Annotated in this window: 25 protein-coding genes; 12 read left to right on the top strand and 13 right to left on the bottom strand. The window is 64.2% G+C overall.

The genetic code is table 11. The features are described 5' to 3' along the window. Nucleotides 1–2: 2 nt before the first annotated feature. Entirely contained in the window at nt 3–809 is an 807-nt protein-coding gene (locus BM059_RS24220; protein WP_074941650.1) for a TlpA disulfide reductase family protein, read from the top strand. Between the two features lie 4 nt (nt 810–813). On the opposite strand, the gene BM059_RS24215 is transcribed toward BM059_RS24220, so the two are convergent. After that, entirely contained in the window at nt 814–1548 is a 735-nt protein-coding gene (locus BM059_RS24215; RefSeq protein WP_074941649.1) for a substrate-binding periplasmic protein, read from the bottom strand. Between the two features lie 96 nt (nt 1549–1644). Then, complete coding sequence (locus tag BM059_RS24210; protein ID WP_074941648.1) at nt 1645–2736, bottom strand: endonuclease/exonuclease/phosphatase family protein; 1092 nt, start codon at nt 2734–2736, stop codon at nt 1645–1647. A gap of 232 nt (nt 2737–2968) precedes the next feature. On the opposite strand from BM059_RS24210, the gene BM059_RS24205 reads away from it, so the two are divergent. Then, a complete protein-coding gene (locus BM059_RS24205) occupies nt 2969–3814 on the top strand; it encodes an SDR family oxidoreductase (RefSeq protein ID WP_074941647.1) in 846 nt (281 codons plus the stop codon). Further along, the gene (locus BM059_RS24200) at nt 3814–4557 is read left to right on the top strand and encodes a substrate-binding periplasmic protein (RefSeq protein ID WP_074941646.1); all 744 of its coding nucleotides are present in this window, start codon (nt 3814–3816) and stop codon (nt 4555–4557) included. The genes BM059_RS24205 and BM059_RS24200 overlap by 1 nt, the downstream gene beginning before the upstream one ends. Before the next feature lie 12 nt (nt 4558–4569). Here the strand turns inward: BM059_RS24200 and BM059_RS24195 are convergent, their stop codons facing one another. The 3 genes from BM059_RS24195 to BM059_RS24185 all read right to left on the bottom strand — a co-directional run bounded on the left by BM059_RS24195 (nt 4570) and on the right by BM059_RS24185 (nt 6253). Continuing rightward, nucleotides 4570–5004 (bottom strand): VOC family protein, encoded by a 435-nt coding sequence (locus BM059_RS24195; protein WP_074941645.1) that lies wholly within the window; start codon nt 5002–5004, stop codon nt 4570–4572. Between the two features lie 34 nt (nt 5005–5038). Beyond that, a complete protein-coding gene (locus BM059_RS24190) occupies nt 5039–5704 on the bottom strand; it encodes a YciC family protein (RefSeq protein WP_036998191.1) in 666 nt (221 codons plus the stop codon). A gap of 63 nt (nt 5705–5767) precedes the next feature. Beyond that, nucleotides 5768–6253 (bottom strand): YbaK/EbsC family protein, encoded by a 486-nt coding sequence (locus BM059_RS24185; protein ID WP_074941644.1) that lies wholly within the window; start codon nt 6251–6253, stop codon nt 5768–5770. Between the two features lie 103 nt (nt 6254–6356). On the opposite strand from BM059_RS24185, the gene BM059_RS24180 reads away from it, so the two are divergent. The 3 genes from BM059_RS24180 to BM059_RS24170 all read left to right on the top strand — a co-directional run bounded on the left by BM059_RS24180 (nt 6357) and on the right by BM059_RS24170 (nt 8982). Next, the gene (locus tag BM059_RS24180; protein WP_036998189.1) at nt 6357–6836 is read left to right on the top strand and encodes a LabA-like NYN domain-containing protein; all 480 of its coding nucleotides are present in this window, start codon (nt 6357–6359) and stop codon (nt 6834–6836) included. A gap of 16 nt (nt 6837–6852) precedes the next feature. Next, entirely contained in the window at nt 6853–7455 is a 603-nt protein-coding gene (locus tag BM059_RS24175; RefSeq protein WP_074679247.1) for a 3'-5' exonuclease, read from the top strand. A 183-nt stretch (nt 7456–7638) separates the two neighbouring features. Then, on the top strand, nt 7639–8982 hold the full coding sequence (locus BM059_RS24170; protein ID WP_074941643.1) for an RNA helicase RhlE1: 1344 nt from the start codon (nt 7639–7641) through the stop codon (nt 8980–8982). 153 nt (nt 8983–9135) lie between these two features. Here the strand turns inward: BM059_RS24170 and BM059_RS24165 are convergent, their stop codons facing one another. From BM059_RS24165 to BM059_RS24150, 4 genes are all read right to left on the bottom strand, one after another. After that, nucleotides 9136–9498 carry a VOC family protein gene (locus BM059_RS24165; RefSeq protein WP_074941642.1) on the bottom strand — a complete coding sequence of 121 codons (363 nt, stop codon included), beginning with the start codon at nt 9496–9498 and terminating at the stop codon, nt 9136–9138. Between the two features lie 89 nt (nt 9499–9587). Continuing rightward, nucleotides 9588–10019 (bottom strand): PAS domain-containing protein, encoded by a 432-nt coding sequence (locus BM059_RS24160; protein ID WP_074941641.1) that lies wholly within the window; start codon nt 10017–10019, stop codon nt 9588–9590. Between the two features lie 4 nt (nt 10020–10023). Further along, on the bottom strand, nt 10024–11025 hold the full coding sequence (locus BM059_RS24155) for a response regulator (protein ID WP_074941640.1): 1002 nt from the start codon (nt 11023–11025) through the stop codon (nt 10024–10026). A gap of 189 nt (nt 11026–11214) precedes the next feature. Then, on the bottom strand, nt 11215–12447 hold the full coding sequence (locus tag BM059_RS24150) for a TIGR03862 family flavoprotein (RefSeq protein ID WP_074941639.1): 1233 nt from the start codon (nt 12445–12447) through the stop codon (nt 11215–11217). Nucleotides 12448–12560: 113 nt separating this feature from the next. Here BM059_RS24150 and BM059_RS24145 point away from each other — a divergent pair, with 113 nt between their 5' ends. Further along, nucleotides 12561–13694, top strand: coding sequence for an aminotransferase class V-fold PLP-dependent enzyme (locus BM059_RS24145; protein ID WP_074941638.1), 1134 nt, complete (start codon nt 12561–12563; stop codon nt 13692–13694). Nucleotides 13695–13709: 15 nt separating this feature from the next. On the opposite strand, the gene BM059_RS24140 is transcribed toward BM059_RS24145, so the two are convergent. Next, on the bottom strand, nt 13710–14534 hold the full coding sequence (locus BM059_RS24140; RefSeq protein WP_074941637.1) for a class I SAM-dependent methyltransferase: 825 nt from the start codon (nt 14532–14534) through the stop codon (nt 13710–13712). A gap of 61 nt (nt 14535–14595) precedes the next feature. Next, entirely contained in the window at nt 14596–15516 is a 921-nt protein-coding gene (locus BM059_RS24135; RefSeq protein WP_074941636.1) for a histone deacetylase family protein, read from the bottom strand. 57 nt (nt 15517–15573) lie between these two features. Here BM059_RS24135 and BM059_RS24130 point away from each other — a divergent pair, with 57 nt between their 5' ends. From BM059_RS24130 to BM059_RS24115, 4 genes are read left to right on the top strand one after another with little or no spacing between them, the layout of a single operon-like run. Continuing rightward, nucleotides 15574–16131, top strand: coding sequence for a GNAT family N-acetyltransferase (locus BM059_RS24130; RefSeq protein WP_074941635.1), 558 nt, complete (start codon nt 15574–15576; stop codon nt 16129–16131). Beyond that, nucleotides 16131–17723, top strand: coding sequence for a SagB/ThcOx family dehydrogenase (locus tag BM059_RS24125; protein ID WP_074941634.1), 1593 nt, complete (start codon nt 16131–16133; stop codon nt 17721–17723). The genes BM059_RS24130 and BM059_RS24125 overlap by 1 nt, the downstream gene beginning before the upstream one ends. Nucleotides 17724–17734: 11 nt before the next feature. After that, complete coding sequence (gene tesB, locus BM059_RS24120) at nt 17735–18604, top strand: acyl-CoA thioesterase II (protein ID WP_074941633.1); 870 nt, start codon at nt 17735–17737, stop codon at nt 18602–18604. Then, entirely contained in the window at nt 18601–19194 is a 594-nt protein-coding gene (locus BM059_RS24115; protein ID WP_074941632.1) for an HAD family hydrolase, read from the top strand. The genes tesB and BM059_RS24115 overlap by 4 nt, the downstream gene beginning before the upstream one ends. Before the next feature lie 11 nt (nt 19195–19205). On the opposite strand, the gene BM059_RS24110 is transcribed toward BM059_RS24115, so the two are convergent. Both BM059_RS24110 and BM059_RS24105 read right to left on the bottom strand, forming a co-directional pair. Next, the gene (locus BM059_RS24110; protein ID WP_074941631.1) at nt 19206–20300 is read right to left on the bottom strand and encodes an alpha/beta hydrolase family protein; all 1095 of its coding nucleotides are present in this window, start codon (nt 20298–20300) and stop codon (nt 19206–19208) included. Between the two features lie 47 nt (nt 20301–20347). Beyond that, a complete protein-coding gene (locus BM059_RS24105; protein ID WP_074941630.1) occupies nt 20348–21304 on the bottom strand; it encodes an SDR family oxidoreductase in 957 nt (318 codons plus the stop codon). A gap of 106 nt (nt 21305–21410) precedes the next feature. On the opposite strand from BM059_RS24105, the gene BM059_RS24100 reads away from it, so the two are divergent. Next, a complete protein-coding gene (locus BM059_RS24100) occupies nt 21411–22022 on the top strand; it encodes a TetR/AcrR family transcriptional regulator (RefSeq protein ID WP_074941629.1) in 612 nt (203 codons plus the stop codon). Nucleotides 22023–22480 lie beyond the last annotated feature (458 nt).

The following is a 22480-nucleotide window of genomic DNA, read 5'->3' as shown; positions in this document are numbered from 1 at the left end:
CGATGCTGACGTTGGATATCGGGCCCCTGGCCCTCGGTGTATCTCATGTGCTGCTGTTTGCCAGCCTGCTGCTGGCCACGCTGGTTGGCTGGTTGGTCGGCCGCCGCCATGGGAGCAATCCGGAGGGGCAGCTGTTTCGCATGCTGATGCTTGGGCTGGTGGTGGCGCGACTGGCCTTCGTTCTGGTGTACGCCGAGTTCTACCGCGATGAGCCGTGGCGTGTGGTGGATATCCGCGATGGTGGTTTCATCGCGTGGCCAGGTGTTCTCGCCGGGCTGGCGCTGGGTGCCTGGTACCTCTGGCGCCAGTCAGCGCTGCGTCGCCCTCTGAGTATCGCGATGAGCGTCGGCCTGGCGCTGTGGCTAGGCGGCAGCCTGCTGCTGCATGCGTTTGAGCAGGGCACGCGGCTGCCCGATTTGCAGGTGCGGGACATGCAGGGTAATCCGGTGAACCTGCGCGATTACGCGGGCCAGCCGCTGGTGGTCAATCTCTGGGCCACCTGGTGCCCACCATGCCGGCGTGAGATGCCGGTGCTGATGCAGGCGCAGCAGCGCGAAGCCGGGATAACCATCCTGTTCGTCAATCAGGGGGAGAGCGCTGCGTTGGTGAACGATTTCCTCCTGGCGCAGCAACTGAGTCTGGACAACCTCCTGCTCGACGAGCAGGTGCAACTGGGTCAGTTGGTGGGCTCGCGGGCGTTACCCACCACACTTTTCTACGATGCAGAAGGGCGACAGGTTGGCAGCCATCTGGGCGAGTTGTCACATGCCAGTCTGGAGCGTGCGCTGACCAGGTTGCGTAGCGACTGAGCGATCAATGCAGCCACAGATCCTCGCCGGCATCCTCCAGTCGCTGATAGGCGCGATCCAATTCCTCACGCAGGTACTCGGCGCCGGGCGCATGGCGTGAGTAGATCAACCGCAGCGGCAGGCGCTGCACCTCGACGAAGGGCAGTTCGCCCATGCCCAGGGTGCGCTTGGCCTGTTCGACGGGGGCCTGGTAGTCCAGCAAGTAGTCGCCGCGCCGGCGCTGGAGCATTTCCAGAGCCGAGGCGTGGTTGGAGGTGCGGTGTCGGGTGATGTTGCGCGCCGGATCTTCCAGCCACTGATTGACGTCCTGCCAGTAGCTGTAGCCGGTGATCAGGATCACCCCGCGATCCTGCAGATCTTGCGGAATGCGCGGTGCGGGCGTGTCGTGGCGAAAATACAGGTTAAGGGTGATCTCACCCAGCAGGTGCTTGCCTTCCAGGGTGTGCCCGGCCAGCTCCGGCTTGCCTGAGGCGCCAGCCCAGAGCTGGATGCTGCCGTCGAGCAGACCGCTGTAGAGGCGGGCACCGGGGTAGGAGCGAAAGTCTGCCTGGTATCCCGCTTCGTCGAGCAGACGCGCGGTCAGCTCCAGGCCCGAGCCACTGGGCTGGCCTTGCGCATCGGTATAGGAGTAGGGCGGAAATTCGTAATAGCCCACGTGAACGCGTTGCTTGGCCTCGGCCGCATAAGCGGCGTGCAGCCATAGCAGGGTGATGACTATCAGGCAGAAGCGTCTTGGCATCCGGGTATCGCGGCTCTTCGCCGTCTTTTCGTTGTGATCGAGTGGTGCTCAACGAGCATGGACAAGTCCCGGTGGACTTGTCCAGTTCTGCACGGTTTATTCCTGACTCGGTAGGAAAAAGCGACCGATCACCGGCAAATGGTCGGAAATGGCCAGGGTATCGCGTTGACGAACCTTGCTGGCGAGTGGCGTCAGGCGCGGGCTATAGAACAGGTAGTCGAGGGTACGGTCCGGGCCGCTGGCGGCCGGGTCGTTGGGGTAATGGGTATACCACCTGGCCTGATCCGCGCCGCTGGCCTGTTGCAGGCTGGGGATCATCGGGTAGCGGCGCGCCATGTCCTGCAGTTCGCTGTCAGCTGCGTACCAGCTGCGCTGAGCCTCCGGCAGGTGCTGGAACTGGCCGGGCGGCAGCAGGTTGAGATCGCCGCCCAGTACCCAGGTCTTGTCGCTGTTCTGCAGTTGCTGGAGCAGGCCGTTGGTCATCTCCACCTGGCGCTGCATGGTGTCTGCGCCTTGGGCGAAGGCATCGAAATGGGTGTTGATCGCGACCAATTCGTCACCGCCGCGAATCGGCAGGTAGCTGACCAGCAGCGCGCGCTTGAGCTGGAACTGGCGGCTCAGCAGGTCGCTTTGCAGCATCGGCAGTTGCAGGCGCTCGGCGCGGGCGATCTGGAAGCGACTTAGGGTGCCGAGCTTCATGCCGACGCTGCCGAGGATGCGCGGGTGTGGGACGAAGCCGGCCTTCCAGTAGAACGCTTGGGTGCTGCAGGGGTAGAGATCGCCCAGGCGCGCCTGCAGCAGAGCCAGTTGGTCCTGATAGTCGCTGGCCTTGGCGTTGTCGTGCAGTTCCTGCAGGAGTACCACGTCCGGTTGCTCGTCCCGCAGCACGCGCACCACTTCATCCAGCGTCAGGGCCAGATCCTCGCTGCTCGGGCGTTCGTCCGGGCCATCGCCTCCGGGCAGGTCGTACCAGAACACGTAGCGCTTGCCGGCCAGGTACTGCACGTTCCAGGTCATCACCTTGAGCGCCTGGCCGGGTTGCAGTTGTGCGGCCTGGCCGCTGCACGATACGACCACCTCTTCATGGGGCAGCGGGCGCCAGGTCAGCGCATAGACCAACGCAAACAGCACGGCGAGCAAGGGCAGCGCGATGAGCAGGAGCAGGCGAAGCGGGCGGGGCAGAGACATGACGAAACGGGCGACTATGCTGGAAGGAGGCGAGGATACCCGAGTGCGCCGGATCGGCCCAGGCATGTGCGCGGCAATGTCGTTACCCGCCCGTTTCGCCCTTGCGTGTACTGCGAAGGACAGCGGCCATGGGCTGCAGTACCATGCGAAAGGTTCGAAAAAACGCGCTGTCGGCCATCATGGCGGATGAAGGCTGACGGTGTCGCCAACACTGGGCTTCTGGGAGCCGTGCATGTATCGCAAGGTATTTGCCAACAAGGTATTCGACCGCAAGGTGGTGCTGATCACCGGCGGCTGCGCCGGCATCGGCCGAGCGCTGGCCATGCGCCTGGCGCAGGCGGGGGCGCGCCTGGTGATTCTCGACCTCAACCAGGCGGCGCTGGACAGCCTGGTGCAGCATCTGGCCGATCATCACAATGCCGAGGCGCTCGGCCTGCTCTGTGACGTCGCCGACGCCGAGGCGGTGCAGCGCGCGGTGGCGCTGGCCGTCGAGCGTTTTGGCGGGATCGACGTGCTGGTCAACAACGCCGGCATCACCCATCGCAGCACCTTCGCCGAGACCGGCCTGGAGGTCTTCCAGCGGGTCATGGCGGTCAATTATTTCGGTGCCTTGCATTGCACTCAGGCGGCCTTGCCCAGCCTGATCGCGCGAGGTGGGCAGATCATCGTGCTCAGCTCGCTGTCGGGCATCGCGCCGTTGCTCTATCGCAGTGCCTACAACGCCAGCAAGCACGCGCTGCATGGGCTGTTCGAGACCCTGCGCTACGAGCTCAAGGGCTCGGGCGTGAACGTTATGTTGGTCTGTCCGGGCTTTACCGCCACCGATTTGCGCAAGAATGCCCTGGTCGGCGACGGCTCGGTGGCCGCCCAGGCGCCACTGGCGATGGGCAAGGTTGCCTCGCCACAGGATGTGGCCGATGCCATCTACCGGGGCGCGCTCAAGCGTCGCCGACTGCTGGTGTTGTCGAACGTCGATTGGCGGGCGCGGGTGCTGGCGCGTTTCTTCCCCAGGCTGTTCGAGCGCGTGCTGTTGCCGCGTCTGTCCGGCCTGAAACCGCGAAGCCAAGGGCCAACCTGATGCGTGCCTGGCTATTGATACTGCTGCTGTTGGCGCCGCTGTGCCGGGCCGATGAAGTGGCGCCGCTGCGCGTCATGACCGACCTGTGGCCGCCGTTTCGCATGCTCAAGGAAGATGGCCAGTTGCAGGGCCTGGATATCGATCTGCTCAACGAGCTGTCGCGCCGTACCGGGATGCGTTTCGATGTGCAGCGGGCGCCCTGGGCGCGTGGGCTGGCGGCGTTGGAGCAGGGCACAGCGGACATGATGACCGGCCTGGCCAAAACGCCTGAGCGCGAGCGCTATATCCGCTACCTGGATGCGCCGTACTACGCCTGCTCGCCGCGGTTCTACGCCAGCCCGGCGCTGGCCCTGCGTTTGAACGACTATGCGTCGCTGCGCGGGCTGCGCATCGGCTATGTGCTGGAGTCGGTGTATTTCCAGCCGTTCGACAGCGACAAGGCGTTGGACAAGGTCGGCGTCAGCAACGAGCAGCAGCTTCTGGAGATGCTGGTGCGTGGTCGCATCGATGCCCTGGTCGGTACCGACTGCCAGGTCGATTATTCCCTGCTCGAACCCAAGCTGGCCGGGCGCATCGTCAAGGCTGCCTACCAGCCCGAGGCGCGTACCGAACTCTATATCGGCTTCTCGCGCAAACGCCTGGAGCGCATGCCGGCATTGGCCGCTGCGCTCGATACCTTGCAGCGCGAGGGCTGGATCGCCAATGCTGCGCTGCGTTATCAGCCGGTGGTGGCGCACCAGTAGGCGCCCAACGCCTCAACCGTGGTCGTGCTGTGCTGCGCCGGCCAGCATCAGCTCCATGTCCCAGAAGGCGGCCTCGATCTTGTGGCCGTCGAGGTCCCTGACGAAGCAACCGTAATAGGGCTCGCCATAGTCCGGGCGTGGCCCTGGCTGGCCTTCGTCCTTGCCACCGGCTGCCAGCGCCGCTTCGTGAAAGGCGTGCACCGAGGCCTTGTCCGGGGCGACGAAGCCGAAGTGGCTGCCATTACCCAAGGTCGCCGGCTGGCCATTGATCGGCGTCTGTACCCAGAACTCCGGGTATTCGCGGCCGAACGCCACCGCGCCGGGGTGACGCATGATTTCCCGGCAACCCAGGGTGGCCAGCACCTTGGCGTAGAAGGCGCTGGCAGCGTCGAAGTCATTGGTGCCGATGGACACGTGGGACAGGATGCTGGGGTTGGTTTCGCTCATGGTGTGCTCTCGTTATCGAGTCAAAGCTGCAAGCCTAGTCGGTGTTTTCCGGCGCTGCCGGTCGCACGTCGAACAGCATGAACAGGCGGAACAGCACGACGATAGCGAACAGTTGCAAGAAGCCGTTGCCGGTCTGATGCAGCACCCACAGCAGGGTGTCGCTCTGGCTCGGCAGCGTCCACCAGTCGAGCAGCCACAGTGGTACCAGTACGTTGGCCAGGCAGGCGAATACCGGCCAGAAGCGTCCTTCGGTCAGCGTGAAGCTTGCCTGCAGCGCGCGCAGCGGTGGCTCCTGGCGCAGTACCAGAATCAGCTCGGAGAAGGCCAGGCGCATCATGATCCAGATGCCCGGCACGATGAACAGCGACAGGCCGAGCATGATCGCCAGGGTGCTCAGCCCCGTCATCAGGGCGAAGGTCGGCCACAGTTGCAGGCCAGCCGCGAACAGCTGTGCGTTGCCGGGCGTCTGGCCGTTGCTGCGCGCGTTCAGGAAGAGAATCAGCGGAGCGGCATACAACGGGTAGAAGAGAATACCGAGCAATACGCCATAGGCCGGGTTGGCCCCCTCGCCGAGCTGGGCGGCGAGAATCAACTGGGCGATGGCTTCGAGCAGCAACAGTGGCAGGGTCAGGCGGGCAATCGCCGCCAGGTTGTGGCTGGAGAAGAACCAGGCGTCACGAAGGATGGAAAGAGGGCTCATCGGCAGGTTACCAAGTGTCGGGGCGAGGGCGCTGTGGCCATGCGCCAGGGCAGTCGAATGGGGTCAAGGGTACTCCAGCAGCGTGTTGGGCAGGGCGGCGAGCAGGCGCTGCAGTTCGTCGCCAGGCACCTCCAGGGTCAACTCGGGCGGGCCGGGCGAATAAAGCAGAAAGTCGCAGGCCAGCACTGCGCGGTCGATCAGCAGGGTGATGCTGGCGTCATGGCCGAATGGGCAGGCGCACATCGGTACGCAGCCGGTGTGCTCGGTCAGTTCCTCGTCGCTGGCGATGCGCGGACGGCTGCCGAGCAGCGCCTTGAGTTTGGCCCAGTCGGCACGGGCGCCTTCGAGGGTGATCAGCATGGCGTAGCGCTGTGCACCAATGCGCAGGAACAGGCTCTTGCTCTCCACGCCGCGCAGGCCGAAACGCTGGCGCACGGCGTGGGCGCTGGGGTAGTCCAGCACCGGCTCGTGCTCGACCAGGCGGTGGGCGATACCCAGGCGCTGGAGCAGGTCGAAATTGAGCTGGCACAGCTGTTGTAGAGGCGTCATGGCAGCAAGGATAGGGGCTGCGTTACGCCCGGACCAGCCCCTGGCCGCATCTGGATGCCCAGCTCTGGCATACTGGCGCCTTCGTCGCTCCCGAGGACTCCCGGTGAAGAAGATCGCCGTATTCGCCGATGTGCAGAACCTCTATTACACGGTGCGCCAGGTCTATGGCTGCCACTTCGACTACAGCGTGCTGTGGGCCGAGGTCAGTCGCCGTGGTGTGATCGTTGAAGCGTACGCCTACGCCATCGACCGTGGTGACGCCAAGCAGCAGCAGTTCCAGCAGATCCTGCGCAAGCTGGGCTTCACCGTGAAGCTCAAGCCTTATATCCAGCGTGCCGACGGCTCGGCCAAGGGCGACTGGGACGTCGGCATCACCATCGACGTGCTCGATGCCGTCGAGCGCGTCGACGAAATCGTTCTGGCCTCTGGCGATGGCGATTTCGACTTGCTGCTCGAGCGTGTGCGCAGCCGTGGCGTCGAGGCCATTGCCTATGGCGCGCCGGGGCTGACGGCGCAGTCGCTGATTCGCGCCGCCAGTTTGTACGTGCCCATCGAGGGTGAACTGTTGCTGCGCAATCACTGAAGTTCTGAGGTTTTACGTGGAATCCATTGCCGTCATCGACTTCGAAACCACCGGCGTTTCACCGAGCCAGGCGCGCGCCACCGAGATCGGCGTGGCGATCATCGAAGATGGGCGCATCGTCGACCGCTACCAGAGCCTGATGAACAGCGGCGCCTGGGTGCCGCCGTTCATCGAGCAACTCACTGGCATCAGCAACGCCATGCTGCGCAAGGCGCCGCCGTCGGATCAGGTGATGAATGAGGTGGCCGACTTCATCGGTGAGCGGCCACTGCTGGCGCACAACGCCTCCTTCGACCAGAAGTTCTGGGATGCCGAACTGGCGCGCGTGCGTCGTCGTCGCGCGCAGCCCTTCGCCTGCTCGCTGCTGCTGTCGCGCCGCTTGTTGCCCGAGGCGCCCAGTCACAAGCTGGGCAACCTCAACGCCTGGGCCGGCCTGCCGGATACCGGTCGCGCTCACCGCGCCCTGGCCGACGCCGAGATGGCAGCGAATCTGACGTTGCACCTGTTCGGCCTACTGCGTGAGCGTCATGGCCGGCATCAGGCCGATCATGCCTTTCTCTGCCAATTGCAGAACCTCTCCGCTGCCAAGGTGCGGGCGCTACTGGCCGCTGCCAGCTGAGTTTGCCTCGAACCTGTAGGAGCGGCTTTAGCCGCGAGCTTTTATCGCGGCTAAAGCCGCTCCTACGGTTTGGTGGTTTGCCTTCAGAGTTTCGCGGCTGAAACGGAGTGCCGCCCAGCCGCTCCTATGGGGTGGTGGAACAGGTAAACTGCGCGTCTGTTTCCTTTCCGATTCGGTTACCCCATGACCTTCGCCTCCCTCGGTTTGATCGAGCCGCTGCTGCGCACCCTCGCTGACCTCGACTATCAGACCCCGACCCCGGTGCAGAGCCAGGCCATTCCTGCTGTGCTCAAAGGCCGCGACCTGATGGCTGCCGCGCAGACCGGTACCGGCAAGACCGCCGGTTTCGCCTTGCCAGTGTTGCAGCGTCTGACTCTGGAAGGCCCGCAGGTCGCCAGCAACAACGTGCGTGCACTGGTGCTGACGCCGACCCGCGAGCTGGCCGAGCAGGTGCTGCAAAGCTTTCTGAGCTATGGCCAGCACCTGCCGCTGAGCAGCTATGCGGTGTACGGCGGGGTCAGCATCAACCCGCAGATGATGAAGCTGCGCAAGGGCGTCGATGTGCTGGTGGCCACGCCGGGGCGACTGCTCGACCTGTATCGGCAGAACGCGGTGAAGTTCACCCAACTGCAGACCCTGGTGCTGGATGAAGCCGACCGCATGCTCGACCTGGGTTTCGCCCGCGAGTTGGACGAGCTGTTCAGCGCGCTGCCGAAAAAGCGCCAGACCCTGCTGTTCTCCGCCACCTTCTCCGATGTCATCCGGCAAATGGCCGGTGAGCTGCTGCGCGACCCGCTATCGGTGGAAGTCAGCCCGCGTAACGCGGCGGCCAAGAGCGTCAAGCAGTGGCTGATCCCGGTGGACAAGAAGCGCAAGAGCGAGCTGTTCCTGCACCTGCTGCAGGAACAACGCTGGGGCCAGGTGCTGGTGTTCGCCAAGACCCGCAAGGGCGTCGATCAGCTCGAACAGGAGCTGCTGGCGATGGGCGTATCCGCCGATTCGATCCACGGCGACAAGCCACAGCCGAGCCGCCTGCGTGCGCTGGAGCGCTTCAAGGCTGGCGAGGTGCAGATTCTGGTGGCCACCGACGTGGCCGCGCGCGGCCTGGATATCGACGACCTGCCGTTGGTGGTCAACCTCGATCTGCCGATCAATGCCGAGGACTATGTGCACCGTATCGGCCGCACCGGCCGCGCTGGCAGCACAGGGGAGGCGATCTCCCTGGTCTGCGCCGACGAGGTGGATCAACTGGCGGCTATCGAGAATCTGACCCAGCAACTGCTCAAGCGTGTCGATGAGCCGGACTTCATCCCCGATCACCGCGTACCGCAGACGGCGGTCGGCGGCCAGGTGCTGAAGAAACCGAAGAAGCCCAAGCAGAAGCTGATCCCCGGCGCCGCCAAACCGGCCGGCAAGGGCAACATCCACCTCGGCCGCTGGTTCGAGGAAGAGGACGCCAAGCCCAAGGCCAAGGCAGTGCGCAAGGTGCCGAGCTTCGGCAGCAAGCCCAAGGGTGGCAAGAAGTAGCAGTAGACACAGTTCTCAGTTGGCGGGTTGCACCCGCCCTACGGTGATTCCGGCTGTAGGGCGGGGGAACCCCGCCAGAGATCAGCTGTTCGCCTGTACCGCTACCACAGCGGCCGTAGGGCGGACAACGCGAAGCTTGTCCGCCAATGATGCTCAGATGTTCTGGCCGATGCGCCACAGCACGCCGCTAGGGTCGAACACGATGAACTCGCGGATACCCCAGGGCTGGTCTTGCGGTGGTATCAGCCGCGTGCCGAAACGCTCTTCCAGGCTTGCCGCCTGAATCTGCTGCCACCAGGTATCGACTTCCTCCACCAGCAGGTGCATGACGAAATTCTCTGCCTGTTCCTTCACGTAGAAGTTCTGCAGCAGGAAGGCGCAGTGTTCGCCGTGGCTGAAGTAGGTCAGTTGGTCGTCGCCCCAGCCACGCTTGAAGCCCATCGCCTGGTAGAAGTCCTTGCTCAGGGCGAAGTCCCGTGCCGGGACGAAGGTTTTCAGTTCAACGCTACGCAGCATGTAAATCCCTTTTTCGTCAGAGCCGTAGCCCGGATGCAATCCGCGCGCATCGACTACAGGCCCCGGATTGCATCCGGGCTACGGCGTCATCATTGAGTCGTTGGCGCGGCCACTGCGGCGGCCGTCATGTCGTAGATCACCAGGCATACATGCTCCACCGGCTGGCCGGCCAGTGGCAGCAGGGTGACGTTCTGGTACATGAAGTCGGCCTGGCCGGTGATCGGTTGGTAACTCTTGAAACGCATCATATAGGGGCGCTGCTGCCACAGGCTGAAAGCGCGAGTGCCGAGTTGCACCACGCTCTCCACCTTGCGCTCCAGCCAGGGGCGGTCGATGTCGGGGAACAGCTCGAACAGCGAGCGGCCCTGTACCTGATCCGGGCCCAGCCCGGAGTGGTTCTCCATGAAGGCGTTCCATACCTCGACGCGGTACTGGCGGTCGAGCACCACCACGCCGACATCGATGCATTGCACGATGTCGAGCAGCCAGTGGACTTCCTTGATATCGATCTGCGCGGGCATCGTCTTACTCCATCAGGTAGCCGATCTTGGCGGTCAGGCGCTTGATCGAGTCTTCGGTGAACAACAGCAGCAGGTCGAAATGGATGGCGTGGCCTTCTAGGCTGTAGCTGATCTCCACGGCCAGGGTCTTGCGCCAGCGCTGACGGTTGATCTGGATGAGCTGATCGAGGCTGGCATGCTGACCGAGCAACTGCGGGTGGCCCTGGGAGAAGCGCAGGTCGAGTTGCTCGGCGACGCCGGCCAGGCACGCGCCGATGAGGATACTGGCCAGGTCCAGTAGCATCTCCGAGTTTTCCGCTTCGTTCTTGGGCTGCCAGCCGAGCAGGCGCGCCATGTCATCCACTTCCGAGTCATGGAACAGCAGCAGGGCCTCGCCAGCGATGGCCTCGCCAATGAAGCCTTGGCAGATGGCACTGAAGCGCTCGCCGCGTTGGGCATCGAGCAGGGTCATGTGCAGTTCGCTGACCTCGAAGATGTTCACCTGCGGCACTGGTAGCTGTACGAACACACCCAGCACCTTGGCCAGCAGCGCAGCGGCGCGGCCCATGGCGACGTTGCTCACTTCGCGCAGGGCATCGCGGAAACTGACTTTCAGGTCCGACAATGCCGCCGCCTGGGCCTGCGCTGCTGGTGTGCCCTGTGGGTTGAACAGGCCCAGTTCTATCAGGGTCTGGCGCAGAATCTCGGGGTCGGCAGGTTTCTTGATGAATGCCAGCGCGCCGAGTTCACGCACACGGCGCACGGCTTCTTCCTGCACGTCGCCGGACACCACGATGACCTGGCTGCTGAGCCCTTCGGCGCGCAAGGCGGCCAGGGTCTGGTAGCCATCGAGCACCGGCATGGTCAGGTCGAGCAGCATGACCTGGCCGAGGCCCTGGCGGATCGCTGTCAGCGCTTCCTCGCCATTGGTGGCCTGACTGAGGGAAACCGGCCACTCAGCCGGCAGGGCGCGGATCAGTTGCTTGCGCGCCATATTGGAGTCGTCGCAGACCAGCAGAGGGATCACGGCGAGAGGTTACCTGTGTGGGGAGCGCTGAGAGTGAGCATAGCTGCATGCAAAGCGGCGTCACAGCGGTTTCAGGTTTTTCAGGCGTAGGGTGCGCTGCGCGCACCAGCTTCGCCACGTTATCCGGTGCTGCCTGCGGTTTCGGTGCGCACGGCGCACCCTACCGAAGAGCCCTCTTTGTGTAGATCGCTACCGCAGCCAGTTCAGTACTCCCTGTGCCGCCATTCGTCCGCTGGCGAAGCAGGCGGTGAGCAGGTAGCCGCCGGTGGGCGCTTCCCAATCGAGCATTTCTCCTGCGCAGAACACGCCGGGCAGTGCCTTGAGCATCAAGCCGTCATCCAGTGCATCGAAGGGCACGCCGCCAGCACTGCTGATCGCCTCGTCCAGCGGCCGGGTACGCAGCAGGGTAATTGGCAGCGCCTTGATCCAGGGCGCCAGTGCGGTCGGTTCGATAAAGGCCTCAGGCGGTGCCAGTTCGCGCAGCAGGGCGGCCTTCACTCCGTCCAGCCCGGCCTGGCGGTGCAGGTGCTTGGCCATCGAATGCTTGCCGCGTGGCTTGGCCAGCGCCTGCTGCAGCTTGGCCAGCGGCATTTGCGGCAACAGGTCGAGGCTGATCACGGCTTTGCCGTCGGCCTCGATGGCGCGGCGGATGTCGGCGGAAAAGGCATACACCAGGCTGCCTTCGATACCGCCCGCAGTCAGTACGAATTCGCCGATGCGGGCGGGTTGGCCAGGCAGGCTCAGGGCGACGTTCTTCAGTGGCGCGCCAGCGAACTTTTCCTTGAGGTGATCGCTCCAGCCGGCGACCTCGAAACCGCAGTTGCTCGGCTTCAGTGTTGTCACTTCGATGCCGCGCGCCTGCAGCAGAGGCACCCAGGCGCCGTCGGAACCCAACCTCGCCCAACTGCCGCCACCCAGTGCCAGCAGGCAGGCATCGGCGGCGAGTGCACGTTCGCCTTCCGGGCCAGCGATACGCAGGCTGCCATCCGCATTCCAGCCCAGCCAGCGGCTGCGTGTGTGGATCACTACGCCCAGTTCGCGCAGCCGGCGCAGCCAGGCGCGCAGCAGCGGCGCGGCCTTCATGTCGCTGGGGAATACACGGCCGGAAGTGCCGACGAAGGTGTCGATGCCCAGGCCGTGGATCCAGGCGCGCAGGGCGCCTGCATCGAACTCGCGCAGCAGCGCCGCGACTTCGCCCTGGCGCTCGCCGTAACGGCCGATAAACGCGTCCTTGGGCTCGGAATGGGTGATGTTCATACCGCCAACACCGGCCAGGAGGAACTTGCGCCCTACCGAAGGCATGCCATCGAACAGCTCTACGCACACACCGCCTTGCGCCAGCACTTCGGCCGCCATCAACCCGGCAGGGCCGCCGCCGATGATGGCGACGTGATGAGCGGTGGGCTGGCTGGCTATGGTCATGGCGGCAGGGTTGTTTAGAGAAGGCTGCGCATTCTACCCGAGTGCTCCCTGGCCTTGTCATTTGCCCGGGGTTAGGGCAGGTTCTGCTCGAACCTTTTTGGCTGGAGCCCGTCATGTCCCATATCTGCCCCGACATCGATCCCGATGGCCTGATCGAATATTCGGTGGTCTATACTGACCGCTCGCTGAACCACATGTCGCAGTCGTTCCAGGGCGTGATGCGCGATATCTCCGCCACCCTCAAGCAGGTCTACAACGCCCATGCCGTGGCGGTAGTGCCGGGTAGCGGCACCTATGGTATGGAGGCCGTGGCACGGCAACTGGCGACCGACCAGAAGTGCCTGGTGATCCGCAACGGTTGGTTCAGCTACCGCTGGACGCAGATTTTCGAGATGGGCCGGATTCCTGCCGAGGCCTTGGTACTCAAGGCGCGCCCGGTGGCCGAAGGCCCGCAGGCTGCCTTCGCCCCGGCGCCGCTGGACGAAGTGCTGGCCACCATCGCTGAGCAGAAGCCGCAGGTGGTGTTCGCCCCGCACGTGGAAACCTCCTCGGGGATGATCTTGCCGGATGACTACCTGCGCGCGGTGAGCGACGCGGTGCATGCGGTCGGTGGCCTGTTCGTGCTTGATTGCATCGCCTCCGGCACCCTCTGGGTGGATATGCAGGCCTGTGGCATCGACGTGCTGATCAGCGCGCCGCAGAAGGGCTGGAGCGCCTCGCCGTGCTGCGCCCTGGTGATGCTGAGCGAAGCGGCCCAGGCGCGCGTCGAAGCGACCCAGAGCAGCAGCTTCGCCTGCGACCTGAAGAAGTGGCTGCAGATCATGCAGGCCTACGAGCAGGGCGGCCACGCCTACCACGCCACCATGCCCAGCGACGCCCTGGCGCGCTTTCGCGATGCCATGCTGGAGGCCAAGGCTCTCGGTTTTGATCGCGTGCGTGAGCAACAACAGGAACTCGGCGACCGGGTACGCGCACTGCTGGCGGCGCGCGGTTTCAAGAGCGTCGCGGCCAAGGGCTTCGAAGCGCCGGGTGTGGTGGTCTGCTACACCGACGATGGGCAAATCAAGACCGGCGCCAAGTTCGCCGCCATCGGCTTGCAAATCGCCGCCGGCGTGCCGCTGCAATGCGACGAACCGGCGGACTTCCAGACCTTCCGCCTCGGCCTGTTCGGGCTGGACAAGCTGGGCAACATCGAGCGTACCGTGGCAACCCTGGAGCAGGCCTTGGACAAGGTGCTGGCCGGCTGAGCAGGGCTCGGTTCGTCAGCGATTCTTCACGGCCTGCAGCGTGTAGCTCAGCGGTAGGCGCTCGGGCCGTGTAAACAGGCGCCATTCGCCGTCTGTTCCCAACTGCATCTGTCCAGGCAGGGCTTCCCAGGGCAGGCAGTCGTGCTCTTGCAGCGCGGTGAGCGTCATGCCGTGACGCAGCAAGGCCGAGATGATCTCACCCAGGCCGTGATTCCATTCGTGGGTAACGCTAGCGGTGAGCGTCGCCTCGGTTTGCACGTAGGTCTGCTCATCGTCCCAGACCAGCGGCTCGCGGTTTTCGAAGTACGAATGAGCGATGCGCAATTCATCCTCGCAGGATTCGTCCAGGCTCAGCAGAACGGGATGTGCCTCGCGCAAAAAGAGCCGCCCACCAGGCTTGAGCAATGCCGCGACATTGCGTGCCCAGTCATCGATGCGCGGCAGCCAGTTGAGGGCGCCGATGCTCGTGTAGACCAGGTCGTAGCGCTGCTCGCCGAGCGCCTGTGCCGCATCGTAGACCGAGGCTTCGACGAACTGGATGCGCTGCTGGCAGGCCGCAGCCAGGCGGCGCGCCTGCTCCAGCGAGGCGCAGGAGAAGTCCAGGCCGGTGAGTCGCGCGCCCAGGCGGGCCAGCGACAGGGTGTCGGTGCCGATATGGCATTGCAGATGCAGCGCGTCCAGCCCTCTGATATCACCGAGGCGAGGCAGATCGAAGCGCACCACGTCGGACAGGTGTTCGGCGGACTCGATGAACTGCCGCACCTGATAGTCGGGTGAGGCCGCATGCAGGGCGGCGCGTTCGTTCCAGTTGGCCTTGTTCAGCTCGAATGAATCGTCCATGACGCTGCTTCCTTAAAGGGGGCGAAACGCGATTATGCCTAGGGTCTGTCAGGCGTGCTCGTCAACCCAGGCCACGCGCGGCCCAGACCTTTGCCGCACTGTGATGGAGGATGCCGTGGCGGCGGGCGAGGGCTGCATGATCTTTCGAGTAGCCGCCGCCGATCACCCCCAGTACCGGAATGTCGCGGCCCAGGCAGTGCTGCAGCACGGCTTCGTCGCGCGCGGCCAGGCCGGTGTCGGTGAGTTGCAGGTAGCCCAGGGCGTCGTCCTTGTGCACGTCGACGCCGGCGTCGTAGAGCACCAGGTCCGGCTGGTAGAGCGCCAACAGATAGCCCAGGGTGTCGTCCACCACCTTCAGGTAATCGGCGTCGCCCATGCCGCGTGGCAGGGGGATGTCCCAGTCGCTCTGCGCCTTGCGCGCCGGGAAGTTCTGCTCGCAATGCAGCGACACGGTGACGGCATCCGGCACATTGGCCAGCAGCCTAGCGGTGCCGTCGCCCTGATGCACATCGCAGTCGAAAATCAGCACACGGTGCACGCGGCCAGCTTCGAGCAGGTAGCGGGCGATCACCGCCAGGTCGTTGAAGATGCAGAAACCGGACGGGAAATCGTAGTGCGCATGGTGCGTGCCGCCGGCCAGGTGGCAGGCCAGACCATGACGCAGCGCCAGTTCGGCGGTCAGTAACGAGCCGCCGACGGCGCGCACCGTACGCTTTGCCAGGGCATCGCTCCAGGGCAGACCGAGGCGGCGTTGATCCGCATAGGAAAGCTCGCCGGCCATGTAGCGGGCGATGTAGTCCGGGCAGTGAACCAGGGCGAGAATCTCTGCCGGGCACAGTTCTGGACGTTGCAGCTCGGCATCGGTGGTCAGGCCGCTGTCGACCAGGTGATCGCGCAGCAGGCGGAATTTCTCCATGGGAAAACGATGCCCAGCCGGGAAGGGCGGGCTGTAATCCTCGTGGTAGACCAGCGGTAGCGGCATACAATAAATACTCATCGAATCGACGGCCTATGGTCGCAGCCAGCAGAGACAATCGCCATGCCCCTGATCGAAACCTGCACCGAGCGCCTCTTGCTGCGTGCCTGGCGCGACAGTGACCTGCCGGCGCTGATCGCGCTCAATGCCGACGTCGAGGTGATGCGTCATTTCCCTGCGCCGATGGACGCCGAGCAGAGCGCGCAACTGCTGGCGCGCATCCGTGCGCATTTTGATCAGCATGGTTTTGGCTTCTGGGCGCTGGAACGGCGCGAAACGGGCGAGGTGATCGGTGTCACGGGCCTGGCTCACGTCGGCTTCGAGGCGCCGTTCGTGCCGGCCGTGGAAATCGGCTGGCGTCTGGCACGGGCCCATTGGCGTCAGGGCTATGCCAGCGAGGCGGCGCGCGCTTCATTGGCCGTGGCCTTCGAGCAGCTTGGCTTGGATGAGGTGTTGAGCTTCACCGTACCGGCCAATCTGCCGTCGCAGGCAGTGATGCGCAGCATCGGTATGCAGCGTGACGAAAGCGCCGACTTCCTCCACCCGCGTTTGCCGGACGGCCATCCACTGCAACCGCATGTGCTCTATCGCATCCGCCGCGAGCAATGGGAGGCGCAGTGATGACCGACGTACTCGCCTATCACCAGCTCAGCAAACACGCGCCCGAGCGTTTCGCGTCGGGGCCGGGGCAGTTGGATTGGGCGACTCAGCCGGCGCCGTTTCGCCGCTACGAGGGCGCCCGGTTGATCGAGCTGTACCACCGCCCGCTGGAAGAGGGGCCTGCGTACGACGCGGCTTTCGCCGGGGCGCAGACAACGCCCGCACCACTGAGTCGCGCCAGCCTCTCGCAACTGCTGTACGACAGCCTGGCCATTTCCGCCTGGAAGGAGGCTGGCGGCAGTCGCTGGGCGCTGCGGGTCAACCCGTCATCCGGCAATCTGCACCCGACCGAAGCCTATCTGTTGTTGCCGCCTGGCGCTGTCGAGGATGACGGCGTGCTGGCCCATTACGCGCCGGATGTCCATGCCCTGGAGGTGCGTAGCGAGCTGTCGCGACCGCTCGGCCGGCAGCTTGCCGACTGCCTGCCACACGGCGGTTTTCTCCTCGGTCTGAGCAGCATCGCCTGGCGCGAGGCCTGGAAGTACGGCGAGCGCGCCTACCGCTATTGCCAGCACGACCTGGGGCACGCTCTGGCGGCGCTGGCCATCGCCGCCGGCGTGCAGGGCTGGCAAGTACGCATGCTGCGGGGCGTGGCCGAAGCACGCCTGGACGGCCTGCTGGGGCTGGATGATGAGTGCTTTCATGAGGCGGAACACGGCGACTGTTTGCTGTGGATCGGTCCGGCGCAGACGATGGAGTTTGCGCTGTCCGAGGCCCTGCTGGCGGGGCTGGAGCAGTTGCAGCGGGCCGGCACACCCAATCGCCTGTCACGTGACTATCGCCACTGGCCCGAGCTGCAGCGAGTGCACGGCCTGTGCAGTGCGCCAGCACGCCCTCGCACTACATGGAGTCTGGATACCGCCAGCGTGCGAGCCGACAACCCTGGCCTGCCGCTCAGACCGATCCTGCATCGCCGACGCAGCGCACAGGCCATGGACGGTCGCAGTGGCATCCATGCTGAACTGCTGCTGGCCTGGCTGCATCGCCTGATGCCGCAGCAGTCACCGGTGCCCTTCGCCGTGACCGGTGAGCCGAGCGAGATCGACCTGCTGCTGTTCGTCCATCGTGTGCAGGGGCTAGCGCCTGGCCTGTACTGGCTGGATCGCACGAGCAGCGGTATGCAGCCACTGCGCGAAGACTACCTGTGGCAGCGAGTGGACGACGACCTGCCGCTGTACCGTCTGCTCGAAGGCGATGCCCGCAGCTTGGCGGGATTTCTCAGTTGCGGTCAGGACATTGCTGCTGATGGCTGCGTTGCCTTGGCCATGCTGGCGCGGGTGGAGCGCGCTGTTGCCAATGGCAATTGGTGTTATCCCAGGCTCTACTGGGAATGTGGCCAGATCGGCCAGTTGCTGTATCTAGAGGCCGAAGCGGCGGGGCTTTCTGGCACCGGCATCGGCTGCTATTTCGACGACGCTTTGCGGGAATTGCTCGGAGATGCCGACAGCGGCTGGCAAAGTCTTTACCATTTCACCCTTGGCCGCGCCGTATGGGACGAACGTCTGACGTCTCTGCCGGCCTATTCCCAACTGCGATTACCAACCCCTGCATAAGGAGAGATTCCATGACCCAGGTACTCGACGATCTGGTGGCGCTGCTGAGCCTGGAACAGATCGAGGAAAACCTGTTCCGTGGCCGCAGCCAGGATCTCGGTTTTCGCCAGCTGTTCGGCGGCCAGGTGCTTGGCCAGTGCATTTCCGCCGCCAGCCAGACGGTCGAAGAGGCGCGCCATGTGCACTCCATGCATGGCTACTTCCTGCGCCCGGGCGACGCCAGCCTGCCGGTGGTCTATCAGGTCGAGCGCACCCGAGATGGCGGCAGCTTCAGCACCCGCCGCGTAGTGGCGGTGCAGAAGGGCAAGCCGATCTTCTTCTGCAGCGCGTCGTTCCAGTACGACGAAGAAGGTTTTCACCATCAGAGCCAGATGCCGGACGTACCCGGTCCCGAGGACCTGAAGTCGGAAACCGAGCTGGCGCGCATGGTCGCACCGATGATTCCCGAGCGTATGCGTGAGCGCGCGATCAGCGACAAACCGATCGAGATTCGCCCGGTCACCCTGATCAACCCCTTCGCCCCGCAACCTTGCGAGCCGGTCAAGTACGTGTGGTTCCGAGCCGCCGGCGAGCTGCCGGATGACCCGCAGTTACACAAGTACCTGCTGGCTTACGCCAGTGATTTCAACCTGCTGACCACCTCGATGCAGCCTCACGGCGTGTCGGTATTCCAGAAGTTCATGCAGGTGGCCAGCCTCGACCATTCGCTGTGGTTCCATCGGGATCTGCGCATGGACGACTGGCTGCTGTACGCCATGGACAGCCCCTGGGCCGGCAACGCCCGTGGTTTTTCTCGCGCCAGCATCTACAACCGTCAGGGCGAGCTGGTGGCTTCGGCCGCTCAGGAAGGCTTGACGCGTGTGCGTGAGGACTGGAAATGAAGGCGTTGCGCGACGCCCGCCACTGGGTGTTCGATATGGACGGCACCCTGACCCTGGCGGTGCATGATTTTCCTGCCATCAAGCGGGCGTTGGGCATTCCGGAGGAAGGCGACATCCTCCATCACCTGGCGGCGTTGCCGGCAGATGAGGCGGCGGCCAAGCATGCCTGGTTGCTCGAACATGAACGCGAGCTGGCAGTGGCCTCGCGCCCTGCGCCGGGCGCTATCGAACTGGTGCGGACGCTGAGCGAGCGTGGCTGCCAGCTTGGTATCCTCACCCGCAATGCGCATGAGCTGGCTTTGCTGACGCTGCAGGCCATCGGCCTGGATGACTGCTTCGCCACGGCCGATATTCTCGGTCGCGACGAGGCACCACCCAAGCCACATCCGGGCGGCCTGCTGCACCTGGCCGAGCGCTGGAGCGTGGCACCGCACGAACTGGTGATGGTCGGTGACTATCGCTTCGATCTGGAGTGCGCCCAAGTCGCAGGCGCGCGCGGCGTGCTGGTCAACCTGCCGGATAACCCCTGGCCGGAACTGACTGACCTGCATGCGCAGGATTGCGCGCAGTTGCTGGCGGGGTTGATCTGAGCGGCGAGGTATCAGTTACTGACGGCGTGTTGCCGGCTTGTGACTGATGCGGTGTCCATGCCCCGAGCCTGAGCGAGGATGGGTTGCCAGTCGTTTTGCCACTGCGTCAGTGCCGCGCCATCGCCGCGAAATACCAGATCGAGAAAGGCCAGGCTCAGATCGGCCGTGGCTGCTTTGGTCTTGGCGTTGAGCGAAGGCCCTCCGGTGAGCGAGCGATCGGTGAAGATGCTGTGGGAGCCATCGCGAAATACCGCCAGCAGCTTGGTCGGGTTGGCCACCGCGTCGTAGATTGCCAGCCGGTCATCCGCGCCAGAGCGATAGCCCGGGATCTGAATCACGTCATCGGTGGCAGTCACATGCAGGGTCGGTACCGAAACCTGGCCGAGCACCGCTGTCAGGTTGCTCTCGCCATAGAACGGCGGGGCCGAGATGATCACTGCGGCGGCAAAGCGAGGATCGCGGTAGCTGATGACCTGGCCGTCCCTGACCACTTGTGCCCCTGCCGTGAGCAGCGCCGTGTTGGCGCCGTAGGAGTGCCCAGCGATTACGATGCGTCGTGGGTCGATCGCAACGCCCATCTTCCCTGTCGCATCGGAAAGCATCTGGTCGAGGGCGAAGCTCACATCGCTGGCGCGGGCCATCGCTTCGCTTTCCTGGGCTGCATCGTGCAGGCGCTCTACCACGCCGAACGGGTTACCTCGCCACAGTGTGGAATCACTGCCGACGTGCTGCACGTGCAGGCTGGCGACGCCATGGCTCGACCAGTGCTTGCCGAGGTAGCTGTAGCCTTTACGTGAGCCGCCAATGCCATGGGAGAACACCACCAGCGGTACGCTGGCACCTGGCTGTACGTTGGCCGGCCAGTAAAGACGTACTGGAACAGCGCGCGAGCGGGATTGATCGACCCAGTCGAAATCAGTGATCTCGTAGGCTGGTTCATCTTCTTCGATTGCGTTGGCCGTGGCTGCCTGCGAGACGGCCAGCGTGGCCAGCAACGCGCTGGCCAACATCCTCCAGCCTTTACGCTGTGGCTGGGCAACGCAGTCAGCGACTGCGGAGTCGACAAGGTCATCGTTGCTGGCTGGGTATTCTAGCGTCGAGTTCATCGTGTACGGGATTCCTGGCTGCGGCGGGCGAATGATCGAAATGGCTGCTATGGAAAGAGCTGATAGGGCTTGTTGGCCCGCAAGGGAGCGGCGGGATAGCTCAGGCCGACCAGGCGCTCGGACTCGTTCCATAACCGTCTGGCCATGCCCAGATCCGTCGCCTGCAGAGGTGTTCTGGCGAGGGTGGGATAACCGCGGGTTTCGCTCATTCTGTTCGGACCGTAATAGGCGCCGCCCTGAGCTTGCGCTGCGGTCGCGGCGAAAAGCGTCGGCAGCGCGCCCTGAGCAGCTGGTTGGAACAGGAACCAGAGCAGACGTCGGGCACTGCCGGCCGCGCTCCACTTGCCGGCGCCATTGGGCAGCAGTTCGGTGCGGGAAATCCCTGGGTGCGCGGCGATGCTGCGGATGCCCCAGCCCGCTACATCGCTACGGCGCTGCAGCTCCAGGGCGAACATCAGGCAGGCCAGTTTGGATTGGCTGTAGGCGACCATCGGCTTGTAGCGGCGGGTGGATTGCAGATCGCTCAGGTCGATGGCGCCTTGCCTGGCAGCGATGCTCGAGAGGCTGACGACGCGCGGCTGGTCGCCCTTGCGCAGCAGCGGCAATAGCTGCGCGGTCAGGGCGAAATGGCCGAGGTGATTGGTGCCGAGCTGCAGTTCGAAACCGTCGGCTGTCTCTTGGCGCTGCGGTGGCGTCATCACCCCGGCGTTGTTGATCAGCAGGTCGATGTGGCCGTCGGACTCGCTAAGGCGTTTGGCGAAAGCCTCGATGGAGTCGAGGCTGGCCAGGTCCAACTGCTCGAAGCAGACGTCAGCGCCTGGCGTGGCTTGGCGTATCTGTTCGACGGCTGCCGTTCCGCGCGAGGAATTGCGTCCGGCGAGTATCACCCGCGCTCCCGCCACGGCCAGGGCTTTTGCGTCTTCGAAGCCGAGCCCACCGGTGCCGGTGATAACGGCGGTGCGACCGTGCAGGAAAGGGATATCGGAAGTTGTCCAGTTGGCCATGATCGTTGCCTTGCCTCAGAATGGAGCGCTAATCTGAGTGCATAAATAATTGCACTGAGTGCAAACATTAGTGCACTGAGTGCAGTTATCGCAATAGGCTATTGGAATGTCCGAATCTCTCCCTCCCGAGGGCCATGCACCTGCCGAAGGCCTGCGAGAGCGCAAGCGCCGCGCCACTCGGCAGCGTATCGCCGAAGTCGGGCTGCAGTTGTTTCTCACAAATGGTTACGAAAGCACCACGCTCGATGCAATTGCCGCCGAGGCGGGTATCTCGCGGCGTACCTTCTTTTCCTATTTCAAGTCGAAGGATGACGTCATCCTGTCCTGGCAGGAGGCCGGCTGGGCTGGCATTCATCGCGAGTTGCTGCAGGTGTCGCCGGATCTCGCGCCGTTGGACGCCGTGCGCGATGTATTGGTGAGTCATATTTCCCGCTATACCACCGAGCAGATGGCAGCCATCGACCGCTTGATGCGCTCCAGCGAGTCGCTGCTGGCGCGCAAGCAGGCGTATTACGCCGAGCAGGAGAAACAGCTGTTCGCCACGCTCTGCGAGGTCTGGCGTCAACCCGAGCGGCGCATGACGCTGCGTGTGGTGGCCATGGCGTCACTGGGGGCCATGCGTTTGGCGATCCAGACCTGGCAGGAGCAGTCGGGCCAGCCCAAACCCGTGGCCAGTTATCTCAAGGAAGCGTTCGACACGCTCAAGTCCGAGCTCTGATCGCATTGGTAGGCGCACGCCGGGCCGAATAAAAAAGGTTTTCGTGGGGAGATACGTTTGATACGGGACTGGCAAGTTTGTGTGTGTATCGCTTACTGGCTTAGCACTATCCATTACCGAGTCCACTGAGCGTTTGGGTTGCGCCCCTTACGGGCGCCACACCTTTCTTGCTTGCCCAAGAAAGGTGTGCCAAAGAAGGGCACCCCGACATCCGGGTTTCGCTACGCGAAACTTCCCTCGCGCCGGCGCTGCTCCGGGGGCCGGCTTACAAGGGCCATCCCTGGCCCTTTAAGCCTTTCGCCGCATCCATGCGGCTCACTCCCCTACGCAACACCTCTGCTCGGCCTCCTGAAGGGGACCTAATCGCGAGCTTGCGAAATCTTCAGCAGATCAAAGTCGGTAGCGTCTGGCTTTTGCTCTTTCACCGCGATCTTACAGACGACGCCCAAATCCCCTTC

Origin of the sequence: Ectopseudomonas composti (assembly GCF_900115475.1) — a bacterium.
Taxonomy (GTDB): Bacteria; Pseudomonadota; Gammaproteobacteria; order Pseudomonadales; family Pseudomonadaceae; genus Aquipseudomonas; species Aquipseudomonas composti.
Note: the sequence above shows the minus strand (reverse complement) of the source record. Positions and strands in the feature narration are given on the sequence as shown.

What these genes read in the sequence shown, in the direction of transcription:
- BM059_RS24195 (WP_074941645.1), bottom strand. Translation starts at nt 5,004, where the DNA reads ATGAGCGAAACCAACCCCAGCATCCTGTCCCACGTGTCCATCGGCACC.
- BM059_RS24100 (WP_074941629.1), top strand. Translation starts at nt 21,411, where the DNA reads ATGTCCGAATCTCTCCCTCCCGAGGGCCATGCACCTGCCGAAGGCCTG.
- BM059_RS24110 (WP_074941631.1), bottom strand. Translation starts at nt 20,300, where the DNA reads ATGAACTCGACGCTAGAATACCCAGCCAGCAACGATGACCTTGTCGAC.
- BM059_RS24140 (WP_074941637.1), bottom strand. Translation starts at nt 14,534, where the DNA reads ATGGACGATTCATTCGAGCTGAACAAGGCCAACTGGAACGAACGCGCC.
- tesB (WP_074941633.1), top strand. Translation starts at nt 17,735, where the DNA reads ATGACCCAGGTACTCGACGATCTGGTGGCGCTGCTGAGCCTGGAACAG.
- BM059_RS24185 (WP_074941644.1), bottom strand. Translation starts at nt 6,253, where the DNA reads ATGACGCCTCTACAACAGCTGTGCCAGCTCAATTTCGACCTGCTCCAG.
- BM059_RS24125 (WP_074941634.1), top strand. Translation starts at nt 16,131, where the DNA reads ATGACCGACGTACTCGCCTATCACCAGCTCAGCAAACACGCGCCCGAG.
- BM059_RS24130 (WP_074941635.1), top strand. Translation starts at nt 15,574, where the DNA reads ATGCCCCTGATCGAAACCTGCACCGAGCGCCTCTTGCTGCGTGCCTGG.
- BM059_RS24135 (WP_074941636.1), bottom strand. Translation starts at nt 15,516, where the DNA reads ATGCCGCTACCGCTGGTCTACCACGAGGATTACAGCCCGCCCTTCCCG.
- BM059_RS24145 (WP_074941638.1), top strand. Translation starts at nt 12,561, where the DNA reads ATGTCCCATATCTGCCCCGACATCGATCCCGATGGCCTGATCGAATAT.
- BM059_RS24165 (WP_074941642.1), bottom strand. Translation starts at nt 9,498, where the DNA reads ATGCTGCGTAGCGTTGAACTGAAAACCTTCGTCCCGGCACGGGACTTC.
- BM059_RS24205 (WP_074941647.1), top strand. Translation starts at nt 2,969, where the DNA reads ATGTATCGCAAGGTATTTGCCAACAAGGTATTCGACCGCAAGGTGGTG.
- BM059_RS24160 (WP_074941641.1), bottom strand. Translation starts at nt 10,019, where the DNA reads ATGCCCGCGCAGATCGATATCAAGGAAGTCCACTGGCTGCTCGACATC.
- BM059_RS24190 (WP_036998191.1), bottom strand. Translation starts at nt 5,704, where the DNA reads ATGAGCCCTCTTTCCATCCTTCGTGACGCCTGGTTCTTCTCCAGCCAC.
- BM059_RS24105 (WP_074941630.1), bottom strand. Translation starts at nt 21,304, where the DNA reads ATGGCCAACTGGACAACTTCCGATATCCCTTTCCTGCACGGTCGCACC.
- BM059_RS24210 (WP_074941648.1), bottom strand. Translation starts at nt 2,736, where the DNA reads ATGTCTCTGCCCCGCCCGCTTCGCCTGCTCCTGCTCATCGCGCTGCCC.
- BM059_RS24220 (WP_074941650.1), top strand. Translation starts at nt 3, where the DNA reads ATGCTGACGTTGGATATCGGGCCCCTGGCCCTCGGTGTATCTCATGTG.
- BM059_RS24215 (WP_074941649.1), bottom strand. Translation starts at nt 1,548, where the DNA reads ATGCCAAGACGCTTCTGCCTGATAGTCATCACCCTGCTATGGCTGCAC.
- BM059_RS24115 (WP_074941632.1), top strand. Translation starts at nt 18,601, where the DNA reads ATGAAGGCGTTGCGCGACGCCCGCCACTGGGTGTTCGATATGGACGGC.
- BM059_RS24150 (WP_074941639.1), bottom strand. Translation starts at nt 12,447, where the DNA reads ATGACCATAGCCAGCCAGCCCACCGCTCATCACGTCGCCATCATCGGC.
- BM059_RS24200 (WP_074941646.1), top strand. Translation starts at nt 3,814, where the DNA reads ATGCGTGCCTGGCTATTGATACTGCTGCTGTTGGCGCCGCTGTGCCGG.
- BM059_RS24170 (WP_074941643.1), top strand. Translation starts at nt 7,639, where the DNA reads ATGACCTTCGCCTCCCTCGGTTTGATCGAGCCGCTGCTGCGCACCCTC.